This window comes from Chryseobacterium sp. FH2 (assembly GCF_001045455.1).
GTDB lineage: Bacteria > Bacteroidota > Bacteroidia > Flavobacteriales > Weeksellaceae > Chryseobacterium.
This window is the reverse complement of the sequence record NZ_LFNE01000002.1, coordinates 308,127-320,357: the sequence shown is the minus strand read 5'-3', so window position 1 is coordinate 320,357 and position 12,231 is coordinate 308,127. Positions and strand designations below refer to the sequence as shown.

Annotated in this window: 13 protein-coding genes; 9 read left to right on the top strand and 4 right to left on the bottom strand. The window is 33.9% G+C overall.

All coding sequences use genetic code 11. The features are described from left to right. Positions 1–168: 168 nt before the first annotated feature. Positions 169–1,347: a hypothetical protein gene (locus ACM39_RS04345; protein WP_131701406.1), complete on the top strand. Its 1,179-nt coding sequence runs from the start codon at positions 169–171 to the stop codon at positions 1,345–1,347. Positions 1,348–1,394: 47 nt separating this feature from the next. On the opposite strand, the gene ACM39_RS04340 is transcribed toward ACM39_RS04345, so the two are convergent. Next, complete coding sequence (locus ACM39_RS04340; RefSeq protein ID WP_048509792.1) at positions 1,395–1,748, bottom strand: hypothetical protein; 354 nt, start codon at positions 1,746–1,748, stop codon at positions 1,395–1,397. Positions 1,749–1,849: 101 nt separating this feature from the next. Next, entirely contained in the window at positions 1,850–4,045 is a 2,196-nt protein-coding gene (locus ACM39_RS04335; protein WP_048509791.1) for a polyribonucleotide nucleotidyltransferase, read from the bottom strand. Between the two features lie 491 nt (positions 4,046–4,536). On the opposite strand from ACM39_RS04335, the gene ACM39_RS04330 reads away from it, so the two are divergent. Both ACM39_RS04330 and ACM39_RS04325 read left to right on the top strand, forming a co-directional pair. Then, on the top strand, positions 4,537–5,961 hold the full coding sequence (locus ACM39_RS04330) for a sugar MFS transporter (RefSeq protein ID WP_048509790.1): 1,425 nt from the start codon (positions 4,537–4,539) through the stop codon (positions 5,959–5,961). Positions 5,962–6,085: 124 nt separating this feature from the next. Beyond that, the gene (locus ACM39_RS04325; RefSeq protein WP_048509789.1) at positions 6,086–6,445 is read left to right on the top strand and encodes a DUF4260 domain-containing protein; all 360 of its coding nucleotides are present in this window, start codon (positions 6,086–6,088) and stop codon (positions 6,443–6,445) included. A gap of 63 nt (positions 6,446–6,508) precedes the next feature. On the opposite strand, the gene rpsO is transcribed toward ACM39_RS04325, so the two are convergent. Continuing rightward, positions 6,509–6,778, bottom strand: coding sequence for a 30S ribosomal protein S15 (rpsO, locus tag ACM39_RS04320; RefSeq protein ID WP_048509788.1), 270 nt, complete (start codon positions 6,776–6,778; stop codon positions 6,509–6,511). Between the two features lie 172 nt (positions 6,779–6,950). On the opposite strand from rpsO, the gene ACM39_RS04315 reads away from it, so the two are divergent. The 6 genes from ACM39_RS04315 (at position 6,951) to ACM39_RS04300 (ending at position 11,647) form a co-directional block, all read left to right on the top strand. Continuing rightward, positions 6,951–7,502 carry a hypothetical protein gene (locus tag ACM39_RS04315; protein WP_048509787.1) on the top strand — a complete coding sequence of 184 codons (552 nt, stop codon included), beginning with the start codon at positions 6,951–6,953 and terminating at the stop codon, positions 7,500–7,502. A 178-nt stretch (positions 7,503–7,680) separates the two neighbouring features. Then, on the top strand, positions 7,681–7,827 hold the full coding sequence (locus tag ACM39_RS19595) for a bacteriocin-like protein (RefSeq protein WP_410470238.1): 147 nt from the start codon (positions 7,681–7,683) through the stop codon (positions 7,825–7,827). A 17-nt stretch (positions 7,828–7,844) separates the two neighbouring features. Beyond that, positions 7,845–8,012, top strand: coding sequence for a bacteriocin-like protein (locus ACM39_RS19590; protein WP_410470237.1), 168 nt, complete (start codon positions 7,845–7,847; stop codon positions 8,010–8,012). A gap of 171 nt (positions 8,013–8,183) precedes the next feature. Further along, positions 8,184–9,506 (top strand): magnesium transporter, encoded by a 1,323-nt coding sequence (gene mgtE, locus ACM39_RS04310; RefSeq protein WP_048509786.1) that lies wholly within the window; start codon positions 8,184–8,186, stop codon positions 9,504–9,506. 12 nt (positions 9,507–9,518) lie between these two features. Continuing rightward, positions 9,519–10,913 (top strand): hypothetical protein, encoded by a 1,395-nt coding sequence (locus tag ACM39_RS04305; RefSeq protein ID WP_048509785.1) that lies wholly within the window; start codon positions 9,519–9,521, stop codon positions 10,911–10,913. Beyond that, entirely contained in the window at positions 10,913–11,647 is a 735-nt protein-coding gene (locus ACM39_RS04300; protein ID WP_048509784.1) for an ABC transporter substrate-binding protein, read from the top strand. The genes ACM39_RS04305 and ACM39_RS04300 overlap by 1 nt, the downstream gene beginning before the upstream one ends. A 121-nt stretch (positions 11,648–11,768) precedes the next feature. Here the strand turns inward: ACM39_RS04300 and ACM39_RS04295 are convergent, their stop codons facing one another. Then, the gene (locus ACM39_RS04295) at positions 11,769–12,218 is read right to left on the bottom strand and encodes a GAF domain-containing protein (RefSeq protein ID WP_048509783.1); all 450 of its coding nucleotides are present in this window, start codon (positions 12,216–12,218) and stop codon (positions 11,769–11,771) included. Positions 12,219–12,231 lie beyond the last annotated feature (13 nt).

The window sequence follows — 12,231 nt, the reverse complement described above, 5'->3', positions numbered from 1 at the left end:
AAAGCAGAAATACTGATAATTAATTTTAGTGTTTTATACGCTATAAATTTCCATTATTCTAAGGTTACTTTGCAGTGTTCATCAACAGAAGCTTCAATACCTAATGAACTATGGCGGATTCCGAAAAGCCTGATATTAAAAAGAGTAGGAAACAAAAAAACTAATACTATGTCACAAGTACAAGCAGCAATGCAAACTCTAACTCAACAATGGTATAATGCTTTAATTACAGGATTATCTTTAAGTCCTGATAATTTCCAGCTTTACCAGGGAACACAACCTGTAGGATCAACTTCAGATTGGCTTTGGAAAATTTTGGATGCAATTCCTCCAAAATCTGTAAACAACAGCTATGATCCTAGCCAGTCTAATAATTTTTCACAGGATTACCAGGCAGTAATAGCCAATTTAAAACCACTCTCTGACAATAGTTTCCAAAACTGTATGGGAGATTATTATACAAATTGGTTAAATTACATTCAATCAAGCAAATGTCCACCTAATATTTTCGATAGCCCGGACGCTATGCAAAGTGCATTCAAAAAATGGGCAATGATTTATGCTCCTTCTCAAATGGGTTGCAGCGCATCACTCATTCAGTCATTTTACAATGATATTGTAACCATTGCCAATACAATGTTTGCTTCCGCCCAGGTGGCAGGAAAAGGATATGCTTACAATACCACTATTGCAGATCTGAATAATGCTATTCAGTCTGCACCGGCAAAAAGTTTCACGATGGATAGCAAAACGCAATCTTCTGATGTATCTCATACCTGGGCAAATGGAAGTGCTTCTGTTTTCTTTGATTTATTTGATTTTGGAGGTGGTGCGAGCTATGACAATCTCACAGAAGAAGCAACTTCAGCAGGCATAAATATTAGTGCAAGTTTCAAACATGTATTAACATTGCCAGGGGCTCCTTTAGCAAAAACATCTACAGATCCTATTCTTAGTCAGTATACGCCTTGGTATAACAGTGCTGCATTATCACGTGCTTTCGGTACGCAAGACAATACCGTATGGAAAAACGGATTGCCATCTTGGGATACTACTTTTGGACCAAACGGTAATATGCAGCGTGCAGCCACTTCTTTAATCATTGTAGACGGAATTGATATCACAATGACTTCTGCTACAAGTTACTCTTCTAGTGATCAACAAGTTATTACAGCAAGAGCAAGTACAGGTTTTTGGCCATTCTTCAGTGCAAATGGATCTGGCGGTTCTGAAACTACAGTCACTTTTTCAGACAGTGGTCAAATGACCGTGAGAATTACTTCTCCTGCAGGAAATCCTCAATTATTAGGTTTGTTGGTATCAAATATGAAAGATCTTTTAGGATAAGATTTAGACACGCTTACATATTAAACCTCACTGAAATTCTGTGGGGTTTATTTATTTTTCTTTAAAATATAATAAATAGCCCTGTCCTTCTCATCATTTGTCGTGTAGGCAAATTGAAAATAATATCCATTGGCAGACATAAAATTAAGTGCATCCATCATGGAATTAAACTTCATATTCCTTCCTCTTTCATCTTTAATGCTTGTTCCGTTTTTGAATGAAATAGATTTTGTCTCCTGTCCGAAATCAATTTCTACATTTACTTTTGTGCTTAGCGATCTTCCTGTTCCGATAATCTGTACGTAGTCAACATCAATATCCTTGATAGGAACATCATTTACAGTTTGAGCAAATACAAAAGATGCAAAAGTAATAAGTGAAAATGTAAACAATTTCTTCATTCAATTTTTGTTTTAAAGATAAATAAAATTTTGAATTAGCATGAAATAAAAAAATCCCTCAAATTGAGGGATTTTTTTATCTAAGCTTCCGTTAGGGATTTTTAGTTTTCCTTCGGAGCCTGATCAGCCGGCCTTTTTTCGCCTTCCGGTCTATCTTGTCTTGGTTTAGATTCTGGTCTTGGAGGTCTTGGTAAAAGAACTTTACGAGAAAGTTTCATTTTCTTACGATCATCGTAACCCATGAATTTCACTTCTACCTCATCTCCTTCTGCGTAAGGAACTTTGTCTAAACGTGCCCATTCGATTTCAGAAATGTGAAGAAGCCCTTCCGTACCTTTAGCAATCGCTACGAAAGCACCAAAATCCATTACTTTCACTACTCTGCCTTTGTAAACTTCACCTACAACAGGTACGAAAGTAATTTCGTTGATCTTAGCAACAGCAGCGTTTATTTTCTCTCTGTCTGTTCCTGCAATCTCTATACGTCCGATTTCTCCAACTTCTTCGATTGCGATAACTGTATCTGTATCTTTTTGTAACTGCTGAATGATTTTTCCACCAGGTCCGATTACAGCACCGATGAAGTCTTTAGCAATCTCCATTACCACCATTTTCGGAGCGTGAGGTTTCACATCTGGTCTTGGTGCAGCAATAGTTTCTGTGATTTTATTAAGAATGTGTAACCTTCCGTCTTTAGCCTGCATCAAAGCTTTTTCCATGATATCCATAGAAAGTCCCTGAATTTTGATATCCATCTGACAAGCAGTGATACCGTCTGCAGTTCCTGTTACTTTAAAGTCCATATCACCAAGATGATCTTCATCTCCTAAGATATCAGAAAGTACTGTAAATTTACCTGATTTAGCATCAGTAATCAATCCCATTGCAATACCTGAAACCGGTTTTGTAATTTGTACTCCGGCATCCATTAATGCTAATGTTCCTGCACAAACTGTCGCCATTGAAGACGAACCGTTTGATTCCAAAATATCCGAAACAATTCTGATTGTATATGGATTTTCTTCCGGAATTACCGCCTGTAAAGCTCTTTGAGCCAAATTTCCGTGTCCCACTTCTCTTCTTGAGGTACCTCTTAAAGGTCTCGCTTCACCGGTTGAGAACGGAGGGAAGTTATAATGTAGGAAGAATTTTTCGTCATGTTGAGAAATAACGCTGTCTACCATGTTCGCATCCTTTACAGAGCCTAAAGTTACAGCCGTTAAAGACTGGGTCTCACCTCTTGTAAATACTGCAGAACCATGAGCTCCGGGAAGATAATCAATCTCTGACCAGATAGGACGGATCGTTTGAGGATCACGCCCATCAAGACGAATATTGTCTTCTAAAATCATCTGACGCATTGCTTCTTTCTCTACATCATGATAATATACTTTTACGAAAGGAGTTACTCTTTCTAACTCTTCTGCATTATCAACATATTGAGCAAGGAATTCTTCAAGAACAGCCTTGAATTTTTCTCCTCTTTCTTCTTTTCCTGAAGGTTGCTTTGCAACTTCATATACTTTATCGTAAGTTTCTTTCCAAACTTTTTCACGAATTGCTTCGTCGTGAATTTCGTGAGAATATTCTCTTTTAGGAAAAGCCTTACCCACCTTTTCAGCCAATCTTTCCTGAGCCTCAATCTGTTTTTTAATCTCTGCATGGCCGAAATTAATAGCTTCCAGCATTTCCTGCTCAGAAATCTCTTTCATCTCTCCTTCTACCATTACGATTGAATCTTTGGTAGCTCCAACCATAATATCCAATTCTGAATCTTTTAATGCTTCATAGCTTGGATTAATCGCAAGTTGTCCGTCAAATCTTACAACTCTTACTTCAGACATAGGTCCGTTGAAAGGAATATCTGTAATAGCAATTGCAGCAGAAGCCGCTAAACCAGCTAAATCATCAGGAATAGTTTTTCCGTCATAAGAAATTAAGGAAATCATTACCTGTACTTCAGCATGGAAATCCTCAGGGAAAAGCGGACGTAAAACTCTGTCTACCAAACGCATTGTTAAAATTTCCTGATCTGAAGGCCTTGCTTCTCTACGGAAAAAGTTTCCGGGAATTCTACCACCTGCATAGAATTTCTCTCTGTAATCTACTGTTAATGGTAAAAAATCTACACCAGGGTTAGCTTCTTTATTAGCTACAACTGTTGCTAAAAGCATTGTTCCGCCCATTTTTACTACCACAGATCCATCAGCCTGCTTTGCCAATTTTCCTGTTTCAATTGTGATTTCTCTGCCGTCTGCAAGAGTAATCGTTTCTGTAAACGCTTGAGGTATACTCATAAATTTTCGTCTCTTGTACTCCGTATTGAGTACGAATTAATATTTAAACTCTTTAAATTTCGTTCGCAAAGGTAATATATTATAATGATTTTTTAAATTTTTAGCACCAAAATATCAAGATTAGTCTCTAAATTTTATTAAAAATTATACTTTTTACAATTACTCATATTTTTTATTTTCTCATTTTGAGAAAAACAAACTATAGACAATTTAATTATTAAATTATATCTATAATTCAAATATTGAATATAATTTAGATAAATTAAAATAAAAAAAATTACGATATTAAAAAAACACTCAAATAAAATTTAACATTAAAAACGCTGCTAAGTTTGCATAAAAAGACGAGGTTCCACTATATTTGCCTGATTTCTTTTAAAGACCCTGTTTTTTATTGAAACTTTCAGATCAAAAAATTTTAAAGAGAAATTTTCATTGTGATAATTTGAATTAAAAAAGAGGCTTCACTCTTTTGCTAAATATATGTGTATATGACTAATAATGAAGTAAAATCGCAAGGCAGGAACTATACTGTTCCGCTTATTACCATTACTCTTTTATTTTTTATGTGGGGATTCATCACCTGTATGAACGATATTTTGATTCCTTACCTAAAACAGCTTTTTAAACTGACTTTCTTCGAATCGATGTTGGTACAGTTTTGTTTCTTTGGAGCTTATTTCATCGGTTCCCTAATTTATTTTTTGATTTCGATTTCCAAAGGTGATCCCATCAACAAAGTCGGATATAAAAAAGGAATTTTATTTGGGATTGGTCTTGCAGCTTTAGGCTGTATTTTATTTTATCCTGCTGCAACTTTCTCTTATTACCCATTATTTTTGGGAGCTTTATTCATTTTAGGCTTAGGGTTTACCGTTTTACAAATTACTGCAAATGCGTATGTTTCATTGCTGGGTTCAGAAGAATCAGCATCAAGCCGATTGAATATGACACAGGCATTCAATGCTTTCGGGACTACAATTGCACCGGTTTTGGGAGGACATTTGATATTTGAGTTTTTCTCCGCACCTGACGGTTCCTTTAGTGCGGTAGCCACCAGGATCCCTTATTTAATTTTTGCAGGAATCCTTCTGATGGTCGGGTTATTGATTTCCAGAGTAAAACTTCCTTCTTTTCAAATGAATGATGAAGAAGAAGTTGTGAAAGGTTGGGGAGCTTTAAAATACAACCACCTAAAATTCGGAGTTTTCTCGATGTTTTGCTATGTTGGAGGTGAAGTTGCAGTCGGAAGTTTCATTATCAGTTTTCTTGAACAGCCACAAATTATGGGTTTTGACGAAATTATCAGTAAAAATTACCTTTCATTATATTGGGGAGGTGCGATGATTGGGCGTTTCTTAGGAGCAATTTCATTAAATCAATCTATCAGTCAGGCTAAAAAGGCAGTTTTCATGTTAGGTGCTGCAAGTTTAGTTTTCTTGGTCATTTTCAGCATTGTAAATCTTAATTTTGCTCAAATCAGCTTCTTTTTAGTATTTATTTTATTAAATTTTATAGCATTTTTCATTGGAAAGGCGGCTCCGGCAAGAACACTTTCAATTTTCGCTGCAGTAAATGTTATTTTATTAATTTCAACAATGGTAAATCACGGCGAGATGGCCATGTACAGTGTTTTAGGAATAGGAATTTTCAACTCAATTATGTTCTCAAACATATATACGCTGGCAATTTCAGGATTAGGAAAATATACGAGCCAGGGCTCTTCTTTAGTTGTAATGGCAATCTTGGGAGGGGCAATTGTGCCGATTTTCCAGGGTTATCTGGCAGATCAAATCGGGGTTCAGCATTCGTTTATCATCCCTGTTTTCTGCTATTTAGTTATTTTGATTTTTGGAGCATATTGCACAAAATATCTTAATCATGTACAAAGTGCAGAAGCTAAGTCCGGACATTAATCTTGAATTAAATATAAATCAATGAGACGCTTTAAAAGCGTCTCATTTTTGTTTAAAGTATTCGATTATAGTTTTTCGTCTGCAATAGAAACGAATCATGCCTTAAATAATTAAGAAAGTACATATGAAAACCCAGTTAAAATTTGAATATATTGCCTTTCTGATTTTAGGAATTCTGGCTTTTGGAAACACCGGATATTCCTGGTGGTGGTTTGCAGGGTTATTCTTCGTGCCGGATATATCTATGTTGGGATATATTTTCAACAATAAAACCGGAGCTTTTTGTTACAATCTTCTACATCATTTCGGAATTGCTATCCTACTTTATATAATCGGAATTTCACTTTCACTCCCTTATTTAAATATAATCGGGACAATACTTTTTGCCCACTCCGCCTTTGACAGGATTTTAGGATACGGCTTAAAATATCCTGACAGTTTCCAGAATACGCATTTAGGAAAAATCGGGAAAAATAAAAACTAAGAACTTACTAAAACAAAAAGCAACCTCTTTCGAGATTGCTTTTATTTTGAAAATCTTTATAGATTATTTTCTTAAACCTAATTCAGCAATGATTGCTCTATATCTCGCGATATCTTTGTTTTTAAGGTAATCTAGTAAACTTTTTCTCTTACCTACTAGCTTTACCAACGATCTTTCTGTATTAAAATCGTGACGATTAGCTTTTAAGTGCTGAGATAAGTGGTTGATTCTGAAAGTAAAAAGTGCAATTTGTCCTTCAGCACTTCCTGTGTCTTGTGCAGATTTTCCGTGTTTTGAGAAAATTTCCTGCTTTTTTTCTGTTGTTAAGTACATTCCAATATTGTTTAATGATTATTATGTAACGGGTGCAAAATTACGACTATTTTTTGATTCCACAAACATTATTGATTTCATAAATCAAATTTAATAGAAAAAAATGTTAAAAATTTCTTAAAAAAATTATGCTATACCATTAAAAGGCAGTAATTTTGCATACGAATTACTGATGAAAAAAATTATCACTTTTGTTACGTTTGCCACTTTTTTATTTGTTGGAATAACTTCTGTAAAAGCTCAGAAAAGCACCGGCGACAAAATAAAAAAAATCCTATACTTCAATCCGGAAGTAGAGCCTGACATCGATGAAATAAAAGAACCGACCAACACCGCATTTTTCAGCGCAGTTTCTGATAACCTGAGCGAAAGAAAAAATAAAATGCTAAAAACTGAAACTCAGATTTCGTTTGACAGTATTGATAAAAAAACGATTACGGATTATTGTATTAACAACGATGCAGATTTTGCCGTGGTTCCTAAAGTAAAATATTTTAAAGTAGGACTGGGTAAATATGTTTTTTCTAATCAAGTTGTTGTAAGCATGAAACTTTTTGATGCTGAAGGCAACCTTTTAACAGAAACAGACTATGACACTTATCGTAAAAATATGCGTCTGCTAGGTTCCACCGTAAATTCTGTAAAAATCGGCACTAATGGTGCTATTAAAGATATCCTCAAAAAATTAAGAAAAATTAAACCCTCCACAGAGGAAGGATTTTAATTTACGATTCCATATAATAAATTCTTTTTATTCAAATTTCACCTTCAAAATTATTCATCGAAGGTTATAATCCAATCTTAAATTTCACATTCACCTGAATTTCATTAATTTAAATTCACTTAATATTGAATAATTTAAAATTTTTCGTTAATTTAGTCTTAACATTAAACTAAACAATATGAAAAATCTAAGAAAACTTACCCGAAAAGAACAGCAACAAATCAATGGAGGCACAATTTCTAAAAGATGCCAAACAAATAATGACTGTCTTGGGTTGTGGTGTTGTGATATGAGGTGTGTAAACATTGCCTGCGTACAATTTTAACGTAAAGACTAAATCCTATGAAAAAATCAAATCTAAAAAAACTAAGCAGGGAACAACAAAAACAAATTAACGGAAGCGGTAAAATCGTAAAATGTACTGCAGATTCACAATGCGGACCTTTTCAGTGTTGCAGTTTTGGAGTATGTATTTACTCAGATATCCCGATCTGTACTCTCCTCGAATAAATTTAGATGGAACTTTATTTTAAATTTAATTTTTTTCGAAAGCATCTGTATTATTACAGGTGCTTTTTCATGAATTTACATCTTTATGCTTTAATTAAATCTTAATTTTATGTCATTATTACTTAGTTTTAAAAATTTGGGCTATTTTTGCATATCCAAAAAATTGACGTTTTGAATTCTAAAGACGAACTTATATTCAACCCTGCTGATATTGCCGAAACTCTTAGCGAACTTCACGCTGATGAGAGGCTTTTGGCATTTCTGAAAGTTCCGAAAGAATATAAAGCAGAAGTTTTCTCTCATTTAGATCCGGATTTTCAGGAAGAAACTATCAGAAGTATTGGAAGCGATGAAGTTTCCGAGATTTTGAATGCCATGACACCGGATGACAGAACTTCCCTGTTTGAGGATTTTCCGGATGAGCTTATTAAATATTCTATCAATCATCTTAATCCGCAGGAAAGAAGAATTGCTCTGAAGCTTTTGGGTTACAATTCAGATTCTATTGCGCGTTTGATGACACCTTATTACATTCAAATCCGTAAGGAATGGACAGTAAAAAGATGCCTTCAGCAGATTAAAAAAGTCGGAAAAAGAGTGGAAACGATGAACCATCTTTACGTGGTAGATGAAAGAAACAGATTGATTGACGATATTGCGCTGGGAAGCTTATTGTTAGCTGAAGAAGATACATTAATATCAGAAATAACTGATAATCACTTCGTTGCAATTACAACAACAACTTCTAAAGAAGATGCCGTTACTTATTTCGAAAAATACGACAGAACCGCCCTTCCTATCATTACGGAAGCCGGTGTTTTGGTAGGAATTGTAACTATTGACGATATCCTAGACCAAATCGAACAACAAAACACGGAAGATATTCAGAAATTCGGTGGTTTGGAAGCGTTAGATCTGCCTTATACTCAGACTTCATTGATTGAGATGGTCAAAAAAAGAGGAACCTGGCTGGTTATCCTATTCTTTTCTGAAATGCTGACTGCTTCCGCGATGGGTTATTTTGAGGATGAAATTCAAAAAGCAGTTGTTCTTGCCTTATTTGTTCCGTTAATCATTTCCAGCGGGGGAAATTCAGGTTCACAGGCAGCAACGCTTATTATTAGAGCAATGGCACTTCAGGAGATTGGCTTGAAAGACTGGTGGTATGTCATGAAAAAAGAAATCTTCACAGGATTACTTCTCGGAGGAATTTTGGGAATCATCGGTTTTTTGAGAATTATGATTTGGCATGAAACAGGATTCTTTAATTATGGGGTTTATTGGCCGTTTGTAGGATTAAGTGTTGGAGTTTCTTTAGTAATGATAGTACTTTGGGGGACACTTTCCGGCTCGATGGTTCCGTTTATATTGAAGAAATTAAATCTTGACCCTGCAACTTCTTCTGCTCCATTCGTTGCAACATTGGTAGATGTTACAGGGCTTATCATTTATTTTTCCGTTGCCGGGCTTTTCCTAACAGGAAAGCTTTTGTAATCCCTTTGTATTATGACTGATTTGAATTTGCCCCATGATAAAAATATTTTGTGGAAGAGAATATTAATCGCTTTTTTTGGTTTAGCATTTATTATTTTACTGATTGTAAAACATGATTTGGTCATTGATGATTCATTTATAACATTTCAATATTCCAAAAATTTTGCAGAACATTTTAAACCTTGGTATAATCTCGATCCTGAATATCAGGGAAATGGCCAGACAAGTTTATTATGGATGTGGATTTTAGCTTTTTTTGCTTTTATACACATAAAACCGGAAGATTCATTTATCATTATTAACTCGTTATTAGGACTTTTCCTAATTTATAAACTTGTCAGTAATTTTGATTTTAAAGGAAATATCTTTTCAAAGATCTTTAATATTTCATTTGGCATTTTCTTTACATTCTGGCTTTATTTAAATTCTACTCATGGGCTTGAATCAGTTTTAGCGCTTGTTATCTTATATCAGTTCTTAACCAATTTTGATTCTGACAAAAACTATTACAGCATGCTTTTACCTTTGGTAAGACCTGAATTTGCGTTATTTCAAGTTTTTTATATTTTAAATTCAAAATTATTCAGTAGAGACTTCTTTAAAAAACTGGCAATTTCATCTCTCGGAATTATAGTTTTTGCCGGATTCTATTTAGCTTTTTTTGATTTTTATATTCCTTTACCCTTTTTATTAAAATCTCGTCTAAGCAATTATTCTTTTGCTGTCACAAAGGTTTTCATCGGATATTTAGTTTTATTTTCACCTGTCCTTATTCAATTTTTTGAGGAAAAAAAATATCTTAAACTTCTACCTTTAATCATTCTGCTTTATTATTATACTTTTCATGTAAACAGCTATTCTTCAGGAATTTATATCAGATATTTATTCCCGTTGATTGTTTATTTTTTATTCTTCAATTCGATTACATTTCAAAAGAGATGGACAGTAATAAAGAAAATACTTCTTATTGCTTCAGCCTTGAGAATGTTTGATTTAAGCACAAACTTTTATCAAAACATGAAACTGGATGTAAGAATGATAAAAGACGGATTTGACACAAGCTATAAAGAGTGGATGAAACACCTTACAAAATCTGATAAAGTCTCCATCATGGATGCCGGTTATATTGCTTATTATTCACCATCAATGACTTATGACGGGTATGGCTTAAACGATGCCAAATTTTTACTTGCTGTAAAAAACAGAGACCGTATTTCCTATAAAAGTTATTTCGACAAGAAAAATATCAATCAGATAGCTCTGGCTTCGACATCTCCGAAAAAATTCGTGGCGAGGAGTTCCGCCGAAGAATTTATTTATAAAACATTAACTTTAGAAAAACGCGAGATTTTGTATATTTATCCCATGGACCCCGGATATTATCTTTTTGTATATAAAACCCGCTAATGAAAGTTGTTTCCCTGGTTCCTTCCATCACAGAAGCTTTATTTGATTTGGGATTAACAGAAAATGAAGTCATTGGAAGGACAAAATTCTGCATTCACCCAAGAGAAAAGGTAAAAAATGTTGCCATAATTGGTGGCACAAAAAACATTAATATTGAAAAAATTAAAGCATTAAAACCAGATTTGATCCTTTCCAATAAAGAAGAAAACATCAAAGAGCAGGTGGAAGCCTTAATGAGTGATTATAAAGTAATGGTCACCAATGTAGAGAATATTGAAGATAATTATTATTTACTTAAAAACTTAGGAAAGCTTTTTAACCAGGAGGAAAGAGCACAATTATTCAATCTTAAAATATATGATATTTTAGATCAGGTAAAAATTAATTCTGAAATAAAAACTGCCTACCTCATCTGGAAAAACCCGTATATGACGGTAGGTTCAGACACTTTTATTCATAAAATTTTAACGGAAATTGGTTTTGAAAATATATTTAAAGATAAAACCCGTTATCCTGAAATTCAAACTGGAGATTTAGCCAAAGCTGATGTGATCATGCTTTCTTCTGAACCTTTTCCTTTTAAGGAAAAGCATATCGACGAATTGAAAGAATTTTATCCTGACAAAAAAATTATGATTGTGGATGGAGAAGCATTTTCATGGTACGGAACACATCTTGCAAAATGCGAAAATTATTTTAAAGAATTTTTATCTGAAATACATTCTTATAAATAAAAAACTCCGAAAAAATCTCGGAGTTTTTTATTTATAATTACAAAAGCCCAAAAAATTTGAAAAAGTTATTCAATCTTCAAGAACAGTCTATAATTACTTTCTAAATTTTTGGAGTTAGAAATTACAAAATCTTGGAAACTTCATTACAAAGCCATTCCAATAATTCCCTGTCTTCATCCGTAAAAGGATCAACTGTATGAGAATCGATATCAATCTGGCCGATATTTTGTCCATCTTTGAAAATAGGAACTACAATTTCAGCTTTTGTATCAATTGAACAGCTTAGATAATTGCTTTCTTCATTTACATCCGGAACTACAAAAGTTTCATTAGAAACTGCAACCTGACCACAAATCCCTTTTCCGTAGGGAATAATTGTATGATCCGTAGGAGCTCCAACGTAAGGACCTAATTTTAATTCATCTTTGTCTCCATTTTTAAAATAGAAGCCCGTCCAGTTGAAATAAGAAATTTCCTGATCCAATAAATGGCAAACTTTCTCAAGTTTTTCCTCCGTATTATGTTTAGGACTTTCAAGAATTGATGAAAGTCTTTTCTTTAATTCTGACATTTTTTTATTGTTT